Source organism: Bradyrhizobium betae, assembly GCF_004123905.1.
GTDB lineage: Bacteria > Pseudomonadota > Alphaproteobacteria > Rhizobiales > Xanthobacteraceae > Bradyrhizobium > Bradyrhizobium betae_A.
Genome location: NZ_MZXW01000041.1, coordinates 285416 through 304799, shown reverse-complemented (window position 1 = coordinate 304799; position 19384 = coordinate 285416). Strand labels below are relative to the sequence as shown.

Sequence of the window (19384 nt, the reverse complement as noted above, 5' to 3'; positions counted from 1 at the left end):
AGTACACCATGACCAAACTCAGCGAAGCCACCCGCAACAAGCTCAAGACCGTCTCCACCGCCACGGTGGCCACCGCGCTGTTCAAGCGCGGTCTGCGCATCCAGATGATTCAGGACGTGCATCCGATCGGCCAGGACCAGCCGACCATGGTCGGCGAGGCCTTCACGCTGCGCTACATGCCGGCGCGCGAAGACCTCAACACCATCGACGTCTTCAAGGACCGCTCGCACCCGCAGCGCAAGGCGGTCGAGGATTGCCCGGCAGGCAACGTGCTGGTGATGGACAGCCGCAAGGACGCGCGCGCGGCTTCGGCCGGCGCGATCCTGGTGACGCGCTTGATGAAGCGCGGCGTCGCCGGCGTCGTCACCGACGGTGGCTTTCGCGATTCCGCCGAGATCGCCAAGCTCGGCATTCCCGCCTATCACCACCGTCCCTCGGCGCCGACCAATCTGACGCTGCATCATGCCATCGAGATCAACGTTCCCATCGGCTGCGGCGATGCGCCGGTGTTCCCCGGCGACGTCATTTTGGGCGACAGCGACGGCGTCATCGTGATCCCCGCGCATCTCGCCGACGAGATTGCCAACGAAACGTTCGAGATGACAGCGTTCGAGGATTTCGTCACCGAGGAAGTCAACAAAGGCCGCGGCATCTTTGGTCTCTATCCGGCGACCGATCGGCAGACGCTCACCGATTTTGCGGAATGGCGGAAGAAGAACGGCCGCTAGGCCGAGACTAAATCACGTCAACAAAGGCCGGCCACATCAAGAGCCGGCCTTTTATCAAGCAGGGAGGGCTACAATGAATTTCACGCGACGCAACCTCGTGGTTGGCGCTGGTGCAGCGGCGGTGTCTACACTTCTATCGCGCGCCGCTGGCGCCCAGTCGTTTCCGTTCACGCCGAACCAGCGCTACCCCGACCCCGCCGTCCAGATCCTCGATCCAAGCTTTGGCAAATACCGGCTCTATTCCTCGACGGTCGAGCAGGTCGCGTCGGGCATGCGCTGGGCCGAAGGCCCCGCCTATTTCCCCGAGGGCGGCTACCTGCTGTTCTCCGACATTCCCAACAACCGGATCATGAAGTTCGACGAGAAGACCGGCCAGACCAGCGTGTTCCGCGCCAACGCCAACTACGCCAACGGCAACGCACGCGACCGCCAGGGCTGTCTCGTCACCTGCGAGCACTCCGTCACCCGCCGCATTACCCGCACCGAGAAGGACGGCAAGATCACCGTGCTCGCCGATAAGTTCGAGGGCAAGCGGCTCAATTCGCCGAACGACATCGTGGTGAAATCGGATGACAGCATCTGGTTCACCGATCCCTTGTTCGGCATCAACGGCGAGTGGGAGGGCAAGAAGGAGAAGGCGGAGCAGGCCACCACCAACGTCTATCGCATCACCAAGGATGGCAAGATCACCGCCGTCCTCACCGATCTCGTCAATCCGAACGGCCTCGCGTTTTCGCCGGACGAGAAGAAGCTCTACATCGTCGAATGGAAGGGCACGCCCAACCGCAGCATCTGGAGCTACAATGTCGGCGACGACGGCTCGCTCAGCGGCAAGACCAAGCTGATCGATGCCGCCGACCAGGCCTCGCTTGACGGTTTTCGCGTCGACCGCGACGGCAATCTCTGGTGCGGCTGGGGCTCCAACGGCGCGCTGCAATCCGAGCCCGCCGACGTTGGCGGCCGCAAGGTGTTTCAGCTCAAGGGCAAGTCGGAAGATCTCGACGGCGTGATGGTGTTCAACGCGGACGGCAAGCCGCTCGCCTTCATCAAGCTGCCGGAACGTTGCGCCAATCTCTGCTTCGGCGGCCCGAAGAACAACCGGCTTTATATGGCCAGCAGCCATTCGGTCTATGCGCTGTACGTGGAGTCGCACGGGGCGGTGTGAGGTGCGCTCTTCGCCTCTCTCCGCTTGCGGGGAGAGGCCGTAATTCAAGGGCAGCTTGAATTACGGGTGAGGGGGAGTCTCCGCGAACTCTATGCCACCGTCTTTGCGGATAGAACCCCTCACCCCGACCCTCTCCCCGTAAGAACGGGGCGAGGGAGAGGATCACGCCTCCGCCATCCCCGCCGCCCACAGCGCGAACGCATACACGATCGCGACTTCATCAAGACGATCGAATCGCCCCGACGCGCCTCCATGGCCGGCGCCCATGTTGGTGCGCAGGAGAACCGGACCGCCGCCGCTCATGGTGGCGCGCAGGCGCGCGATCCATTTGGCGGGCTCCCAATAGGTGACGCGCGGGTCGGTCAATCCGCCCATCGCCAGAATCGCCGGATAGTCCTTTGCCGCGACGTTGTCGTAGGGCGAGTACGACAAAATGGTGCGAAAATCCTTTTCGCTCTCGATCGGATTGCCCCATTCCGGCCATTCCGGCGGCGTCAGCGGCAGCGTGTCGTCGAGCATGGTGTTGAGCACGTCCACGAACGGCACTTCGGCGACGATGCCGGCGAACAGCTCGCCGGCACGGTTGGCCACCGCGCCCATCAGCATGCCGCCGGCCGAGCCGCCATGGCCGACAATGCGCTTTGCGCTGGTGTATTTTGTATCGATCAGCGCGCGGGCGCTGGCCGAGAAATCGTCGAAGCTGTTCGTCTTCTTCTCGCGCTTGCCGTCGAGATACCAGCCCCAGCCCTTGTCGGCGCCGCCGCGGATATGGGCGATGGCGTAGACAAAACCGCGATCGACTAGCGACAGCCGGTTGGCGCTGAACGAGGCCGGCATCGCCATGCCGTAGGAGCCGTAGCCGTAGAGCAGCAGCGGCGCGGTGCCGTCCAGCTTGAGCCCGCGGCGGTACAGGATCGACACCGGCACTTCGGCGCCGTCCTGCGCCTTCGCCATGATGCGGGTGGTGACGTAGTCTGCCGCGTCATGGCCGGACGGGATCTCCTGGCGCTTGCGCAAGGTGCGCGTGCGCCTGACCATGTCATAGTCATAGACTTCCGACGGCGTTGTCATCGACGAATAGGCAAAACGCAAATTCGTCGTGTCGAATTCGTAGGAGCCCATCGTATCCAGCGAATAGGCGGCTTCGTCGAAGGCGATGGCGTGTTCTTCCCTGGTCGCGAGATCGCGGATAACGATCGACGGCAGCGCATTGGCGCGCTCCAGCCGGACCAGATGGCCGGCATAGAGATCGAGGTCGATGATGTAGATGCCGGGGCGATACGGGATCAAATCGCGCCAGTTCTTGCGCTCGGGTGAGGCAAGCGGTGCAGTAACGATCTTGAAGTCGATGGCGTCGTCGGCATTGGTGAGGATGAACAGCTCGTCGCCGCGGTCGGCGAGCGAATATTGCACGCCCTCTTCGCGCGCTGCCACTAGGCGTGGCGGAGCATCGGGATGCGCAAGGTCAATCAGCCGCTGCTCGCTTGTCTCGTGATCGCCGCCGGCGATCACGCAGAAGCGGCCGCTGGTGCTCTCGTGCAGATGGGTGAACCAGCCGGAATCCTGCTCCTCGTAGACCAGCGTGTCGTCGGCCTGCTTGGTGCCCAGCTTGTGTAGCCACACCTGCATCGGGCGATGGTTGTCGTCGAGCTTCACATAGAAGAAGGATTTTGCATCCGCGCTCCAGACCACGCCGCCATCGGTCTCCTCGACGAGGTCGTCAAGATCCGCGCCAGTTTCCCAGTCGCGCACACGGATCGAAAAATATTCCGAGCCCTTGGTATCTGCGCTCCAGGCTTGCAGCCTGTGATCGTTCGAGTGCCGGCTGCCGCCGAACTTGAAATATTTGTGATCCTTTGCGAGCGCGTCACCGTCGAGCACAATATGGCCCTCGCCGCCGTCGCGCGGTATGCGGCCGAACAGCTCGTGCTGCCCACCTTCGCGAAACCTGCGGAAATAGGCGAAGGGCCCATCCGGAGACGGCACGCTGGAATCGTCCTCCTTGATCCGCCCGCGCATCTCGCGCACCAGCGTCTTCTGCAAGCCAGCGGTGTGGCCGAGCAGGCTCTCGGTGTAGCCGTTCTCTTCATCCAGATATTTGCGGATGTCGGTATCGAGCACCGCGGGATCCCGCAGCACCTCCTGCCATTTCTCGTCCTTCAGCCAGGCATAGTCGTCGGTCACAGTGATGCCGTGGTGGGTGAAGGAATGCGGCCGGCGCGGGGCGACGGGGGGCTGGGAAGGGATTTTGGCCTGGGTCACTCGATCCTCGTCTTGATACGTGTTCCACCTTATATCGTCCCGATTCGGCGAATTGCCAGCGGGGCTGTGCCAAGGGCTGCGCCAACCCGCCGGGTTGTTGATCCGCCCCTTCTATGCTTTAGCCTCCATATTCCCGCCGCCGGTCCAGCCTGATGCTGTTCAATTCCTACCCGTTCATCCTGCTGTTCCTCCCCGTGGTGCTGGCCGGCTATTTCTGGCTCGGGCGGCGCAGCAATCTGACCCCGGTGATCTGGCTGGCGCTGGCCTCGCTCGCCTTTTATGCGATCGGCAGCTGGCAGTTCGTGGCCCTGCTGCTGCTATCGATCGCGTTCAACTATGGCGTCGGTCATCTCCTGATCGTGGCGGAGCTTGCTCCGCCGCAACGAAAGGCGGCGCTCGCGCTTGGCGTCGCCGGCGATCTCCTCGTGCTCGGGATTTTCAAATATGCAGGTTTCTTCACCGAGAACGTCAATGCGCTGTTCGGCACGCATGTCGCGGTCCATATCCTGCTGCCGGTCGGCATCTCCTTCTACACGTTCACGCAGATCGCGTTCCTGGTCGATGCGTATCGTGGCCAGGTCGCGCGTTACGCCCTGCCGCATTACGCACTGTTTGTGACCTACTTCCCGCATCTCATCGCGGGCCCGATCCTCCACCACAAGGACATGATCCCGCAATTCGAGCGGGAGGAAGCGAAGCATCCAGACGCGCACCTGATGCTGTGCGGAATCATCATCTTCGCCATCGGCCTGTTCAAGAAGACCTGTCTCGCCGACGGCATCCAGCCGCTGGTCGCGCTCGCCTTCGACGCGCGCTTCCCGAGTTTCGACCAGGCCTGGCTCGGCGCACTCGCCTACACCTTCCAGCTCTATTTCGACTTCTCCGGCTATTCCGACATGGCGATCGGGATATCGCTGATGTTCGGCATCTTCCTGCCGATCAATTTCAACTCGCCCTACAAGGCCACCAGCATCGTCGAGTTCTGGCGCCGCTGGCACATGACCTTGTCGCAATTCTTGCGCGACTATCTCTACATCTCGCTCGGCGGAAATCGTCGCGGCCGCGTGCTGCGCTACGTCAATCTGCTGATCACGATGCTGCTCGGCGGGCTCTGGCACGGCGCGGCCTGGACGTTTGTCGTGTGGGGCGCGCTGCACGGCGCTTATCTCTGCGTCAATCACGCTTTCAACGCGCTGGTGCCCAACATCCCTTCGGCTCTCGCGCGCCCGGTCCGCATTGCCGGCGCCGTGCTGACCTTCCTCGCCGTCGTCGTCGCCTGGGTGTTTTTTCGCGCGGAGCGGGTCGATTGGGCCATGCGGATCATCAGTGCCATGGCCGATCCCTCGACCATCGTCTCCGGCCGCGAAGAAATCGCGGCGCTGGTGCAGGTCTCGATCTATGCCGCGCTGGTGTGGTTCGCGCCAAACACGCAAGGCATCATGGGCTACGATCATGCCAATCGCAGCGTCGGCGAGGACTTGCGAGGCGGGCGGATGCGGCCGCTGTTTCTCTACGGGGCGTCGCTGGTGCTCGCGTTCGGGATTCTGGGCATCCAGAGCCACAGCGAATTCATCTATTTCCGGTTCTGATGCGCAGGCCGTTCACACATCTGAGGCGTCTTCTGCTCGCGAGCATCGTCTGCGTGCTGGGCGCGGCTGTGCTCACCTATGCCGTCGATCCCTTGCAGCTGTTCCGTCCCTCGCGTCTCGCCTTTTATTCCGACGACACGCGCGTGCAGAATGCCGGGCTGATCCGCAGCCAGTCGTTCGACACGGCCTTCATGGGCACCTCGCTCGCGATCCATTACCGCCAGAGCGACATTGACCGTGCGCTCGGCGTGCATTCACTCAAGCTGGCGATGACCGGCTCGAATTCGCGCCAGCAGGCTTTCGTGCTGGAGCAGGCGATCGATCGCGGCGCGCGGCGCGTGATCTGGGAGATGGACGATTTTATCTTCGTCGATGCGGCCGACATCGAGGCCGATCCTTATCTCTCCGTCGATCTCTATCGCAGGACGACGAAGGGCATCGCGTCCTATCTGTTCAGCGCGGCGATGGCGAAGGAATCCCTGTTCGCATTGCTGAGGTCGGTTCCACCATTGCGAGAGCCGCTGAAGCGCGCGGCGCCTTATCTGCCCGTCAAGTTCGCGCTGGCGGATGTCGACGACATCTACGCACTGCCGCGGGATTTCGACGTTGCGCGCGGTTACAACGCGGAGAAGACACTTGCCGCCTTCGCCTACATCACCAGCCCCGTGCGCAGCCGCTTTCTCGGCGAAGGCTATGGCTATGAGGCCATGGTGCGGCATTTCGAGCGCGATGCCGTCGCCCTGATCGCGCGCCACCCGGACGTGACCTTCGACATCTATTTCCCGCCCTATTCGATCCTGCAATTCGTCGCGATGCGCGATACCTCGCCTGAGACGCTGAAGATCGTCGCCGATCTCACGGCGGTGATTGCGCAGCGCCTGACGCCGCTTCCCAATGTGCGCCTTTATGACTTCCGCGCGATCAAGGCGGTGACGCACGACCTCAACAATTACGGTGATGTCATCCACCACTCGCCGGTGGTGGACGCGATGGTGCTGAAGTGGTTGGCTAGCGGGGAGTATCGGGTCGATCCGAAGCAGCCGACAGCATCGCTGGATCAACTGAAGGCCCAGGTGGAGTCTTATCGCGTAGCGCGCTGAACTTTTCTCCCTCTCCCCGTTTTTACGGGGAGAGGGTTGGGGTGAGGGGCTGCTTCCGCAAATGAATTGGCAATGAGACTCGCGGAGGCTCCCCCTCACCCGGATCGCTGCGCGATCCGACCTCTCCCCGCAAGCGGGGCGAGGTAAGCAAGCGCCTTACACCGCCACCTCTTCGCCGAGATACGCGACCGCCGCTTCGAGCCCGCCCTTGCCGTGCGGGATCTTCAACGCGTTCAGGGCGATCTCGACGACCCCTAACGTGCCGAGCAGCATCGGCGCATTGACATAGCCCATATGGGCGATGCGGAAGGCTTGGCCGGAGAGGTCGCCGATGCCGGTGCCGAGCACGACGCCGCATTTGTCCTTGCAATAGCGCTGCAGGATCGCCGGATCATGGCCGTTGCTCATGGTCACCGTGGTCACGGTGTTGGAGCGCTCGCTGGCTTCCGCAATATTGAAGCCGAGCACCTGGCCTTCCGACCAGGCGTTGACCGCGCGGCGCGCGGCCTCGCCGAGCAGGCTGTGGCGGCGGAAGGCGTTCTCCAGCCCTTCCTCATGCAGCATGTCGATCGCCTTGCGCAAAGCGAACAACAGGTGCACCGGCGCGGTGCCGGCATATTTGCGATAATTCTCGGTGCCCTCGCGCTCGCTCCAGCTCCAATAGGGCGTCGACATATTCGCCGTCTTTTGCACCTCGCGCGCGCGCGCGTTGGCGGCGACGAAACCGAGGCCGGGCGGCGTCATCAGGCCCTTCTGCGAGCCGGACATCGCGACGTCGACGCCCCATTTGTCCATCTCGAACGGCATGCAGCCGAGCGAGGCGACGGTGTCGACCATGTACAGCGCGGGATGGCCGCTCGCCTTGATCGCCTTGCCGATCGCCTCGATGTCGTTCTGCACGCCGGAGGCGGTGTCGACCTGGACGACGACGACGACCTTGATCTTGTGCTCCTTGTCGCGGCGCAGGCGCTCCTCGACCTCACTCGGCCGCACCGCGCGGCGCCAGTCGCCCTTGAGCACCTCGACCTCGGCGCCCATCAGGGCTGCCGCATTGCCCCAGCCGATCGCAAACCGTCCGCTCTCGAGCACCAGCACCTTGTCGCCGCGCGACAGCACGTTGCTCAAAGCGGCTTCCCAGGCGCCATGACCGTTGGCGATGTAGATGTAGGACTTGCCCTTGGTCGCAAACAGTTTTGAGATGTCCCCGAGCAGGCTGTCGGTCAGCTCGTGCATCTCCTTGGAATAGATGTCGATCGCTGGACGGTGCATGGCCCGCAGCACTTCGTCGGGCATCGTGGTGGGCCCGGGGATGGCCAGAAATTCCCGGCCCGCGCGAACGGTCATTGCTATCAGTCCTTGTTGGTTGAGAACAGGATGGTGGGTCGCTGATTCCTAGTTTTACGCGGCGCTGCGATGCAAGAAAAGCGCCTAAAACGCAGGCCAGACGGCCCCTATCGTTTGGTCTCCCGGCACCCGGCGGCCTCCGCCTCCTCGACCGAGCAGAACCAGCGGGTGCCCTTGCTGATCTTCATCTTGATCTGGGTGTACCAGCGGCTGGTCGGCTGGTGATAGATGCACTCGCCGGCTGTGTTGACATTGCCCTTGATGGTGCAGTCGGGCGAGGGGGCGACTGGGCCCGAGGCCGAGGCGAGCAGCACCGCATGCGCTCCCTCCGGCGGTTTGGTGGCACCCAATATCGTCGTCTTCTTGTTGCGGACGCGCCAGTCCCAGGGCGCGATGAAGGCGCCCTGCCACATCCCGGCCTTGGCCTCACGCGCGGCAGCTTCATCCGCGTCGTAATCATGGGAGACGCGGGTGTAGGACAGCGCCCAGCCGGCGCGCGCCAGCCATTTCTGGATGTCCTCGCCGCCGACGTCGCAGCGCGCCACGGTGCGGCCGCGGCGATCGATGGCGCGGGCATGGCAGACCCAGCTCTTGCCCTCGGTGTATTTGGCGAGCTCGTCGCGGGCCGCGATGCCGCAGGTCCAGCGCTCGCTCTTGGTGTTGAGGCAGAGCTGGTCGACCGCGGGCGCGTCGATGCCGCCGAGCCGGATGCGCGTGTTGCCGATCACGACGGAATCGCCGGAGCGGACTTTTGCCGTGCCGGTGATGTCGGCAGCCTCGGCCAGCGACGGAAGGGCGAGCCAGGACAAGCTGAGCAAAGACAGCGCAATCAGGAATTTCCGCAACATGCCGGTCCGCGTGTGATGAAAACCTCGATAGAGCCCGCAATTGTGGTCGGCTTTTGGCCTCCGGGCCAGCGTATGCCTAACGATTGAGCTTTCAACTTCCCGTCATTGCATGTCGCGCTGTCGGCTCGTGTCCCGGACGCGGTGCGGCGTGCAACGCCGCTCCGCAGAGCCGGGACCCAGAAAATCGCGGGCGACCTTCTGGCGACATGGGCGCCGGCTCTGCAACGCACCGCTTCGCGCTGCGCCGCGTCCGGGCACGAGACCACCTCACCCCCGCGCCATCGCCCGCCGCGCCACCGCCAGTCCCATCAGCACGAACGCCGACGTCACCTCCGGGCCGCCGACCAGAATCCGCGTCGGGGTCTTCATCTTGTTCCATTCATACGCCCGGAACGGGCCGCGGCGGCCGCCTTCGCCTAAGCCGGTAATGATGACGTTCAGCGCCGGCGCGAAGGCGCGCGGGTCGGCGCCGAGATGGCCGAGCGCGATCAGCGCCAGCGCGGCGTCGAGCACGTTCATCTCCGCGGCCATCAGCTCGCCCTTGACGTAAGAAAGAACGCGGTGGCGGATGAAGTCGAAATCCCCGTTGGGATCGATTATGGCCTGCGCCGCCAGCGGCAGCGCCAGGAAAGCGGCGTAGCAGCGGCCGAAATAGGCGCTGTACAGCTCCGGCAGATAATAGATGTGCGAGCGCGGATTGGCGAAGGCGCCGCTGGCCGCCAGCCGTTTCTGGAAACCGATGATCCGATGTACGGTTGCGAGCCGCGCCGGCGTCTCCAATACTTTCCAGCGGGCCAGGTTGCGAAAGCTCACCTCGAGAATGTCGAGATTGAGTGTCGGATCGAGATCGTTGCCGTAGGGCCGCTCGCCCCTGAGATTGTCGATCCAGGTCGCAACGCCGCCCTCATAGTCGATATTGTCGTTGATCGGCACGGTCACGCGCGGCTCGTTGACGCCGGCGCGTACCTGGTAGCCCGAATAGAAGTCCAGCAGCGGCTGGTCGAGGATTGGATCGGTGCAGCCGGCCTGCGTCGCCGCCGAAATCGAGCACGCCGTGGTGTCGCAATCCGGCACGTAGACGCCGAAGCCGAGGTCCTGCTTGATCTGTGCGAAATAGCGGGAAAAGCGCGGATGCGGCGCGGGCGCCAGCGCGGTGATGACATTGAACCGCGCACCGTCGGTCCCCTCGACCTCCTCGCGGCTGATGTTGACGCAGAAATCGACCATGTCGGCGACCGCGCGCTCGGCCGCGTTCTTGTCGGTGGGCGAGGCGAGGCCGGTCTCGACGAAGCTGAGCAGCGCCTCGATGAAGAACGCATCGTAATAGGCCGAGCGGTGACGAATCTGCACCGGCTCCCACATCGGCTCGGCGATGCCGGTCCAGGGCGGATTGACCACGGCACGTGCAGGCGAGCGCGCGATGAAGACACGGGCAAGGTTGAACAGCAGCGAGGAGTTCTTGTAGCCGCGCGCGTTCAGCCCGGTGAGCGCCATGATCAGCTCGCGGCCGCGAAAATCAGGATCGCCGATCAGGTTGAAAGCGGCATAGGTCGGCAGGAAACCGTTTTTGCGATACGAGCCGAGCAGATGCTGCGCGCAGTCGCGGATCACGCCGTCGATCTGCGCTTGCGGCGGCGCCGAGCCGGTGAACATCGCCGGCGGCGGTTTGGGATGATCGAGCGCGATGCTGTCGACGAGATCGGCGACGGGCTGGCCGACCGCCGCCCAGTCGGGCTCGGCCTCGTCGCGGGCACGGGCGAGCGCGGTGCGCAGTCGGCTCAGCTTCGCCTCGTTGCGCAGCTCGGGCAGGCCCGCGCGTCGCAGCAGCAGGCGCAATGCGGGATTGCCAAGCGCGGTCATGTAGAATTTGGCCAGATGCGGATCGCCGCCGGCCGTACCCGACAGGACGGGATCGCAGACATCGTAAAGCGAGGGCCCGTCCTTGCGCGCCGTCAGCGCCCGGCAGGCGGCGCCGGCAAAATAATGAAAGCTCATGAAATACCTGATCGCGGGGCCTTGCGCAGGGCCGGCGAGCGCACACCGCCCCCTGCAAGTCGTTGAAAAAGCTACCCGGATTCGCAGGAAATACAAATGTGATGGCAGTCACAGCAAAAGCCGGCACGAAGGCTGCATAGTTAAGTCCCGGAAGACTACTGGGGGATCAAAAAATGCCACTCTTCGGGGCGGAGGATTAACCAACACATTCAGCAACTTAGCTCAATTTTTGGGCGATCTATTGCCGGGGAGGAGATATCCGGTTAAGGGTTTGTTTGGTGCGGCGCCGCAAATTGCGCGCAGTTCGGGGGCACATCCCCGGCCAATCCCTCAAACCTGAAGACGCCATCGCGCTACTCAAACTGTGTGCGCGCGCTTGGCTGGTCTTTGGCACTGACAGGAATGAAGCGAGATGAATGTAACGCAGCTCGACATTTCCCGACGCACGATCGCGGTGGCCGCAGCCCTCATCGGCACGGTCTCGCTCGTGATCGGTGCTCATGCTGCCCTCAACATGCGCGCGCTCGATGCCGCCAAGGCTGTTACGACCGACCAGGTCACCGGCTCGATCGGCCAGACCTCGCGGCTCGCCCTCGTCATCGGCAATGGACATTATCCCGACGCCAGCGCGCCGCTGACGCAGTCGATCAACGACGCCCGCGCGCTGTCCTCGACCCTGCGCAAGAACGGTTTTGACGTCGACATGGTGGAAGACGCGACCAGGGACGACATGGTCCGCGCCGTCAACCGCCTGAAGTCGCGGATCAAGCGCGACACCACCGTCATGCTGTTCTTCGGCGGCTACGGCGTGCAGGCCGGCCGCGAGAGCTACATGCTGCCGGTCGATGCCGCGATCTGGAAGGAAAGCGACGTCCGCCGCCAAGGCGTCTCGATCGAGGGCGTGCTCGGCATGATGAAGGAGCAGGGCGCCAAGGCCAAGCTCGTCGTCGTCGATGCCTCCCGCCGTAATCCCTATGAGCGCCGCTTCCGCTCCTACAGCCACGGTCTCGCGCCGATCGGCACGCCCGACAACGCGCTGATCCTCTCCTCGGCCTCGCCCGGCAAGGTCGTCGACGACGGCAAGGGCGAGCACAGCGTGCTGGTCAGCGAGCTGCTCGCCAACCTCAATGCGCAGGGCAGCGCCGAGAGCGTCTTCAACAAGACCCGCGTTGCCATCTCCCGCGCCTCCGAAGGCGACCAGGTCCCGACCGTGTCGTCATCGCTGCTCGAAGACGTGAATTTCGACCAGGCCGGCGGGTAGGTTTCAAGCTTCGCGACGTCTCGTGCCCCGGACGCGGCGCATCATGCAATGATGCGACGCTGAGCCGGGGCCCAGTTTTTTGGCTTGTCGCTTTGTGATGATATGGGTCCCGGCTCTGCGCAGCAGCGTTGCACGCTGCAGCGCGTCCGGGACACGAGCAGCGTTACTTCGCCGCTTCCGCGGCCATCGCCGGGCGCACGGGATCGCCTTCGCGCAGCAGCGCGCCGGCGCGGGCGACGACGACGTCGCCTTCGTTGAGGCCGTCGCGGACCTCGATATTGCCGCCCGACATCAATCCGACCTCGACGCGCTTGGTCTCGACGCGATTGCGGCGGATCACCTGCACCACGGTGCCGGCGGATGAATATTGCACGGCGGTCAGCGGCACCGCGACATTGCAGCTCTGGCCGGTCTTGATCAGCGCGCGTCCGCTCGCGTTCAGCAGCAGCCGCTTCTGCGAGGAGATGCCGATATAGACCATGCCCTGCTGGATGTTCGGCTCGACGGTCGGACCGATGCGGCGCACCTTGCCGTCGAGATCACCGGCGCCGGCAATGCGCACGGTCGCCTGCTGACCGACCGCGAGCTTGCGAATGTCGGTGGTTGCGACCAGGCCGACGAGATCATATTCGCTGCGCGCCACGATCGTGAACAGCGCCTCGCCCTTGGCCGAGGCGAGGTTGCCGATCTGCGCGGTCGATGTCGCGATCACGCCCGCCACGGGCGCCGTGACCTGAAGCGTGCCGCCTTCGGGTAGCGCCAGCCGCGCCAGCACCTGGCCGGCCGTGGTGGTGTCGCCGGCTTCAGCCAGCACCTCGGTCACCTTCAGGCCGGGACGCTCGGGCCGCACCGAGGTCTCCTCGCGCGCGATGATCGTGCCGGTGGCCTCGACGATGTCGGAGAAGCAGGATTTTGCGACTTTCAGCACCGTGACCGCCGGCCCTTTCGGTGCGTCGTCTTCGGCGGCCGCTGCGGGCTGGGCGGACAGCAGCAGCAGTCCGGTGAGCGCAACGAATTTTCGCGAAAAGGAACACGCAGGCAATGGACGCATCGGTCATTCCGGTTGGGGCCCTGATGGCCTCATCGATAGCAGAAGCGCCAGCGGTGGGCCAAGAATAGATCATGGTCCGGCCGGATGAGAATGCCGCAGCACAGGCGGCGCGATGCCGCCTGTTGAATTAGTCTTTGGGAGCGGGGGTAAGGTTCGCTGGTGGCAGCCACCCGGTAAATTCGTTATGGCTGGGCTTGTCCCGGCCATCCACGTTCTTAGGTCCGCACTGCAAGCTCGTGGATGCCCGGGACAAGCCCGGGCATGACGGCTCCTATGCAAACCTCACGGCAAGCTCAAAAACTCCACCCAGTTCGGCTTCTTGCCGGTCGGATAGGATTTCGGCTTGGCGAGTGCACCGCTGCTCTGGTCGATGGCATAGACCGTCATGCCGTCGGAGAGCTCGCCGACCGCGGCGAGGTAGCGGCTGGAGGGATCGATGTTGAAGCCGCGCGGCTGCTTCTCGGTCGGCACGTTGCCGATGGTGGTCAGCTTGCCGCTTGTCGCGTCGACCTTGTAGGCGGTGAGCGTGTTGGTGGTGCGCTCGGAGGCGTAGAGGAAGCGGCCGTCCGGGGTGATGTGGATGTCGGCGGCCCAAGGTTTTCCCGAAAAACCTTCCGGCAGTGCGGTGGTGCGCTGGATCTCGGTCCAGGCGCCGCTCTTGGCCTCATAGATGAACGCGGCAACGTCGGCGTTCAGCTCGTGGATCAGATAGACGAACTTGCCATTCGGGTGGAATACGAAGTGCCGCGGCCCCGATTTCTCCGGCACCTTGATCGCAGGCGGATCGCTCGGCGTCAGCGTGCCGGCCGTGGCGTCGAAGGCGAAGGCCAGGATCTGGTCGGAGCCGAGATTGGTTGCGAACACAAATCGGTTGTCGGGCGAGGGCAGGAAGGCGTGCGCGTTCAGCCCGGTCGGGATCACCTGCTTCGGCTCGGCCACGACGCCGTTGGCTTGAAGCGGATTCAGCGCGACCTTGTTACCGCCATAGGAGGCGCTGAACAGCACCTTGCCGCCGCGATCGGTGGCGATATTGGCCATGCTGTCGGCGAGCGGACCGTTGCCGATGGGGCTGAGCTGGCCCGTCTTGGGATCGATCGCAAAACTCACCGCGAGGAACGGCTGCGAGCGCACGCCGGCAATCAGCACGCGATGGTCGGGCGTGATCGCGAGCGGGGTCGAGGATCCCGGCTTCTCGACGCCCGTGAAGGCGGCCGTCTGCACCGGTGTCATCTCGCCGCTCTCGGCCAGCTTGAACACGCTGATGTCGTTGCTGTCGGCATTGCCGACATAGGCGAAGGTCTCGGCCATGCCGGCGCGGACTCCCGAAATGAGGGTGAGAAAAGTGAGGGTGGTGGCGATCACAGCGCGGGACGCGCTGCGGGTGGTCGGTCTCAACATGGGCTCCTCCTGGATATGCGACGTTTTCGTTTTGCCGGGGAGGATAGCGGGAGCCGCGTCACCGCACCAAATTCCAATTGGGATTGATCGATGCCGAAATTGTATCGGTTGTGCCGTGGATGGCTAGCGTACCGCCGCCGTCAGGTCGCGGGAGGGCAAATGCGGGCCGGCCGGGCGATCCGGCGGACCGAGCACGGTCCATACGGCGACTGCGAGCAATGCCGAGGTCAGGATGGTCCAGGCGACGAGCCGTTTGCGCATGAGGCCAAATCCGTCAATTGAATGCACGGGGCACGCCAACGATTCTGCACTGCAACCGGCGACGATCCTATGAACTCGTTCACAGCCGCCGCCGCGATTGCGAACCAATGCCGCGCTGGCGCATTGACCCCTCATGCCCCGTGAAAACGACCTCGAAGGCAAGCCCGACATGGGCGGCAAGCATGGCGGCCAGGCCGGTCAGCCCAAGCCGCCGCAACGCCCGCGCCCGAATCCGCGCGATGAGGACGTCGTGGCAAAGCGCCACACCGGTCAAACCGATCGCAGCTCCCCGCCGACCAAACCAAAATAGCGCCTCGCTCGCGCCGCGCATGCGTTGGGAACAGCAGCCTTGCCTTGCCGTTACCTTGATCCTGCGGGCGGACGAGACCGAAACGGAGGCTGGCACGTGTTTTGGATTTATTGGGACACCGCCTGGTCGCTCATCATCAGCGGCATCATGTTCACCACCATCGTCACCCATCCCGACGCCGAGTTCGTCGAGATCCGGGCGGCGAAGCAGATGAAATGAGCGGACCGCGTTCGAGGCGTCCGTAGGGTGGGTTAGCGCACGGCTGCGCGAAGCGCAGTCCGTTAGCGTAACCCACCACGTCTATCTCCGCGGCAGAAGAGGTAGGTTAAGCTGGGCGGATTGCGCTTCGCGCAACCGCACGTCTAACCCACCCTACGACACCATCGCCGCCGCGATCTTCTCCGCCGTCATCAGCACAGGAAAATTGGTGTTGGCGCACGGCACCACCGGGAAGATCGAGGCGTCGACGACACGCAGGCCCTGGATGCCCTTGACGCGGCCCTGGTTGTCGACCACCGCCATCGGATCGCTGGCCAGGCCCATGCGGCATGAGCAGGAGGCGTGCCAGACGCCGATGGTTGCTTTGCGCACAAAAGCTTCCAGCGCGTCGTCGTCGTTGATCACCTGGTCGAAGGTGAAACCTTCGACGACGAAATTGTCGATCATGTAGTGGCGCAGCGCCGCCGGCCCGTCCATCAGCGTCGCGGCGATCTTGGTCAAAATCCTGTTCCTGGTGTTGACGACGCCGATCTTGCGGACCTTGTCGGTATAGGCGGCCGGAAACGGCTTGTCGGTCACCGCCTTGACCACGTCGCTCATCTGCACCGCCGCCATTTTGCGGAAGCCGCTCATCAGGCGATCGAGGTCGCGCCGGTCGGACAGCAGATTGAACTCGACGATCGGTTCAGTCGAAGGATCGCGCGAGGCGAGCTTGACCTGTCCGGTCTCCGAATAGGTCTTGTTGACGAAGGTCAGCAGCGAGCCGATCTGCTCGCCGACCGCGTGCCAGGCCGATTTGCTGAGCAGGACGACGAACATGTCGCCCTTCGGCACACCTGCGAGCCCGGAGGAGTAACGCAGGCCAAGCTGCATATGGCGCCTGGTGTGCTCGTTCATGCGCGCGCCGCGGCGGACAAAGGACGACAGCGAGATCGAGGGATGATCCATCAGGCGCTGGCCGACGCCTTGCAGCCCCATCAGGACGGGAATGCCGAGATCCCTAAGGTGACCAACCGGGCCGATGCCGGCGCGCAAGAGATGCGCCGGCGAATGGATCGCGCCCGAGGAGAGAATGATCTCGCGTCCCCGGAATTCCTGCTCGCGTCCGTCGACAAGGGCCTTCACGCCGACGCATTGCGTGCCTTCGAACAGCAGCTCTCGCACCTGCGTGCCGGTGGAGATCGTCAAGTTGGCGCGCTTGCGCGTGTCGCGATCGAGATAGCCCATCGCGGCCGAGACGCGTTGCTCGGCCTGGTTGGAATGCGTCACCGGGAAATAACCGTCGACGAACTCGCCGTTCTGGTCGGCTAAGAATTGATGGCCGGCCTGCTGGAAGGCGTCGGCGAAGGCCTGCGAATGCCGCGTCCAGTGCTCCCGTGGAATTCTGCGCACCGGAATTTTACCGTCCTTGCCGTGATAGGGACCATCAAAATCGAGATCGCGCTCGACCTTCTTGAAGAACGGCAGCACGTCGGCCCACTTCCAGCCGTCGGCGCCGCGGGCATCCCATTCGTCGTAATCGGTCGGTGCGCCGCGGTTGGCCATCTGGCCGTTGATCGACGAGCCGCCGCCGAGCACGCGCGCTTGCTCGTATTTGCGCAAAGGCGGACGCGCTTCGTTCGGATTGTTGTGGCTGACGACCTGCGTCGTGACCTTGAGCTCGGTCCAGTGGAAGCGCGGATCGAAATAGGCCGTGCCCGGATAGCTGTCCCTGATTTCGGCCGGCTCGTTGCCGGGTGGTGTGTCCTGTCCGGCTTCGCACAGCAGGACCTTGTTGGCACTCTTGGCAGACAGCCGGTGGGCCAGCACGGACCCCGCCGAGCCGCCGCCCACGATAATGTAGTCATACACGATTGGCGTTTCCTCTTGTTCTTGTCGAAAGAGGTTAGCGCGGTTTTATCGGGAGGTCACGTCATGGCCCCGGACGCCACATCGCGGCGACGTCCGGGTCATTGCGTGTTGGATTGCCGCAACCGTCAGGCTGTCTTCGCTGCTGCCGCGATCTCAGTCGCGAAGTCGCGGTAGGCGTGCAGCGGACGTCCCAGCATTTTGGTCAGACGCGCAACGTCGCCGTTACCGGGGATCATTCCGTCGCTGACAAAGCGCTCGGCCATCAGGCGCATTTCGTAGGCCATCCATTTCGGCATGAAGCTCGCCAGATTCTGCTCGAACGCGGCCGGATCATCACCGCCATAGGCGATCGGGCGGCCCAGCACGTCCGACCAGATCGCGGCCACATCGGGACCGCTCAGCGTGTCGGGGCCGACCAGATTGATGGTTTCGCTCGGCAGCTTGCCTGGCGCCTGCTCGCGGCGGATCAGCTCGATCGCCGCGACCTCGCCGATGTCGCGGGCATCGACCATCGCGAGACCCTTGCTGCCGATCGGCATCGGGTAGACGCCGTGGTTGACGATGACGTCCTTGATCGTGAGATCATTGTCGATGAAGTAGGACGGGCGCAGGATCGTGGCGCCAAAACCCATCTGCTCGAGCATCCGTTCGGCGCCGAACTTCACTGCGAAGTGCGGCACGTTCACGAAACGATCGGCGTGGATCACCGAGAGATAGACAACCCGATCGACGCCCGATTCGCGCGCGATGTTCAGCGTGATCAGCGCCTGGGTGAATTCGTCGCCGGTCACCGCGTTGAGCAGGAACAGCGACTTGATGCCGCTGAACGCCGCGCGCAGCGAGTCCAGATCGAGCAAATCGCCTTTCACGACCTCCACGCCGGCGGGGAATGCGGCCTTGGCGGGATCGCGGGACAGCACGCGCACATCGGCGCCGCGCTGGACGAGTTGCTGGACAACGTTGCGGCCGACACGGCCGGTGGCGCCGGTTACGAGGATGGTCATGGGGGTCACTCCTGTTTGGGGGGTAAGAGACACCCGACAAACTAATGATCCACATTCGTGCCGATAGCCGTTATATCTAGACGCATTGTCTCACTGGTGGAACAGATGGACCTGCTTGCCCTCGCCGATTTCAATCTGGTCGCCCGTCATGGAGGGTTCGGGCGGGCCGCCCGGGCCACTGGCCGTCCGAAGGCGACGCTGTCCCGCCGGGTCTCCGAACTCGAAAGCAGCCTCGATTTGCGTCTGTTCGAGCGCGGATCGCGCGACCTCAAGCTCACCCAGGAAGGGCGCGCGCTCCATGAGCGGACCGGCGCGCTGCTCGCCGAGTTGGATGAGACCGCGGCGGCCATCTCGTCAGGCGGCGACAGGCCGCGCGGAAGCTTGCGGATCAGCGCGCCGCTGCTGTTCTCGCAGACCGCGATGGGAAAGCTCGCCGCCGCATTCGCGTTGAAATTCCCAGAGGTGCGGCTCGAGGTCACGACGGAAGATCGCGCCGTCGACATGATCGAGGAGGGCTATGACCTCGTGATCCGCGTCAATCCGGATCCGGACGAAACGCTCGTGGGGCGAATCTTCCTGCGCGACCGGTTGGTGGTCGTGGCGAGCCCGAAGCTGCGTCGTCCTGCGAACGATGTCGCAGTCCCGGCCGTGGTGCGTGGCGCGAGCGAGCAAAATCCCAGCTGGGATGTGACAGCGCGAGACGGAAGCTCGACCATCGCAACCGAGTCGGTGCTTCGCCTGTCATCGATCATCATGGTCCGCGATGCGGTCCGGGCCGGCGTCGGCGCTGCGCGGCTTCCGATCTCGCTCGTGAGCCGCGACATCGTGGCCGGAAAGCTCGTGCATTGGGGGGATGTCCCAGCACCCGAGATCGCGCTCTGGGCGCTCTATCCTTCGCGGCGGCTGCTGAGCGCGCGCGTCTCCGCGTTCCTCGATTTCCTCAAGGAGGCGTTCCCGTCAGGGACGCCCGAGGAGTTCGCGGCCTTTGTCGACTGACC

The 19384-nt window shown here is 64.0% G+C and carries 17 protein-coding genes; 8 read left to right on the top strand and 9 right to left on the bottom strand.

The genetic code is table 11. The features are described 5' to 3' along the window. Positions 1 to 8 precede the first annotated feature (8 nt). Positions 9 to 728 (top strand): ribonuclease activity regulator RraA, encoded by a 720-nt coding sequence (locus B5V03_RS30600; protein WP_129274108.1) that lies wholly within the window; start codon positions 9 to 11, stop codon positions 726 to 728. A gap of 73 nt (positions 729 to 801) precedes the next feature. Further along, positions 802 to 1893, top strand: a complete 1092-nt coding sequence (locus B5V03_RS30595; RefSeq protein ID WP_129274107.1) for an SMP-30/gluconolactonase/LRE family protein — start codon at positions 802 to 804, stop codon at positions 1891 to 1893. 162 nt (positions 1894 to 2055) lie between these two features. On the opposite strand, the gene B5V03_RS30590 is transcribed toward B5V03_RS30595, so the two are convergent. Further along, positions 2056 to 4155 (bottom strand): S9 family peptidase, encoded by a 2100-nt coding sequence (locus tag B5V03_RS30590; RefSeq protein WP_129274106.1) that lies wholly within the window; start codon positions 4153 to 4155, stop codon positions 2056 to 2058. Between the two features lie 152 nt (positions 4156 to 4307). On the opposite strand from B5V03_RS30590, the gene B5V03_RS30585 reads away from it, so the two are divergent. Then, entirely contained in the window at positions 4308 to 5744 is a 1437-nt protein-coding gene (locus B5V03_RS30585) for an MBOAT family O-acyltransferase (RefSeq protein ID WP_129274105.1), read from the top strand. Beyond that, positions 5744 to 6844, top strand: coding sequence for a hypothetical protein (locus tag B5V03_RS30580; protein ID WP_129274104.1), 1101 nt, complete (start codon positions 5744 to 5746; stop codon positions 6842 to 6844). Before B5V03_RS30585 ends, B5V03_RS30580 begins: the two co-directional genes overlap by 1 nt. A gap of 156 nt (positions 6845 to 7000) precedes the next feature. Here the strand turns inward: B5V03_RS30580 and B5V03_RS30575 are convergent, their stop codons facing one another. From B5V03_RS30575 to B5V03_RS30565, 3 genes are all read right to left on the bottom strand, one after another. Further along, positions 7001 to 8188: a pyridoxal-phosphate-dependent aminotransferase family protein gene (locus tag B5V03_RS30575; protein WP_129274103.1), complete on the bottom strand. Its 1188-nt coding sequence runs from the start codon at positions 8186 to 8188 to the stop codon at positions 7001 to 7003. A gap of 107 nt (positions 8189 to 8295) precedes the next feature. Further along, positions 8296 to 9036 (bottom strand): thermonuclease family protein, encoded by a 741-nt coding sequence (locus B5V03_RS30570; protein ID WP_129274102.1) that lies wholly within the window; start codon positions 9034 to 9036, stop codon positions 8296 to 8298. A gap of 267 nt (positions 9037 to 9303) precedes the next feature. Further along, on the bottom strand, positions 9304 to 11031 hold the full coding sequence (locus tag B5V03_RS30565) for a hypothetical protein (protein WP_129274101.1): 1728 nt from the start codon (positions 11029 to 11031) through the stop codon (positions 9304 to 9306). A 412-nt stretch (positions 11032 to 11443) separates the two neighbouring features. Between B5V03_RS30565 and B5V03_RS30560 the strand changes: the two genes are divergently transcribed. Then, complete coding sequence (locus B5V03_RS30560) at positions 11444 to 12292, top strand: caspase family protein (RefSeq protein ID WP_129274100.1); 849 nt, start codon at positions 11444 to 11446, stop codon at positions 12290 to 12292. 163 nt (positions 12293 to 12455) lie between these two features. Here the strand turns inward: B5V03_RS30560 and B5V03_RS30555 are convergent, their stop codons facing one another. From B5V03_RS30555 to B5V03_RS42080, 3 genes are all read right to left on the bottom strand, one after another. Then, positions 12456 to 13343, bottom strand: a complete 888-nt coding sequence (locus B5V03_RS30555) for an efflux RND transporter periplasmic adaptor subunit (RefSeq protein ID WP_129274099.1) — start codon at positions 13341 to 13343, stop codon at positions 12456 to 12458. A 282-nt stretch (positions 13344 to 13625) separates the two neighbouring features. Next, a complete protein-coding gene (locus B5V03_RS30550; RefSeq protein ID WP_129274098.1) occupies positions 13626 to 14741 on the bottom strand; it encodes a lactonase family protein in 1116 nt (371 codons plus the stop codon). Positions 14742 to 14864: 123 nt separating this feature from the next. Continuing rightward, complete coding sequence (locus B5V03_RS42080; protein WP_206736206.1) at positions 14865 to 15002, bottom strand: hypothetical protein; 138 nt, start codon at positions 15000 to 15002, stop codon at positions 14865 to 14867. Positions 15003 to 15135: 133 nt separating this feature from the next. Here B5V03_RS42080 and B5V03_RS41755 point away from each other — a divergent pair, with 133 nt between their 5' ends. Both B5V03_RS41755 and B5V03_RS42795 read left to right on the top strand, forming a co-directional pair. Continuing rightward, positions 15136 to 15312, top strand: a complete 177-nt coding sequence (locus tag B5V03_RS41755) for a hypothetical protein (protein ID WP_164988364.1) — start codon at positions 15136 to 15138, stop codon at positions 15310 to 15312. A gap of 96 nt (positions 15313 to 15408) precedes the next feature. After that, positions 15409 to 15531, top strand: a complete 123-nt coding sequence (locus B5V03_RS42795; RefSeq protein WP_283811550.1) for a hypothetical protein — start codon at positions 15409 to 15411, stop codon at positions 15529 to 15531. A gap of 153 nt (positions 15532 to 15684) precedes the next feature. Here B5V03_RS42795 and B5V03_RS30540 read toward each other — a convergent pair whose 3' ends face one another. Both B5V03_RS30540 and B5V03_RS30535 read right to left on the bottom strand, forming a co-directional pair. Then, positions 15685 to 17382: a GMC family oxidoreductase gene (locus B5V03_RS30540; protein WP_129274097.1), complete on the bottom strand. Its 1698-nt coding sequence runs from the start codon at positions 17380 to 17382 to the stop codon at positions 15685 to 15687. Between the two features lie 125 nt (positions 17383 to 17507). After that, the gene (locus B5V03_RS30535; RefSeq protein ID WP_129274096.1) at positions 17508 to 18386 is read right to left on the bottom strand and encodes an SDR family oxidoreductase; all 879 of its coding nucleotides are present in this window, start codon (positions 18384 to 18386) and stop codon (positions 17508 to 17510) included. 105 nt (positions 18387 to 18491) lie between these two features. Here B5V03_RS30535 and B5V03_RS30530 point away from each other — a divergent pair, with 105 nt between their 5' ends. Further along, the gene (locus B5V03_RS30530; RefSeq protein WP_129274095.1) at positions 18492 to 19382 is read left to right on the top strand and encodes a LysR family transcriptional regulator; all 891 of its coding nucleotides are present in this window, start codon (positions 18492 to 18494) and stop codon (positions 19380 to 19382) included. Positions 19383 to 19384 lie beyond the last annotated feature (2 nt).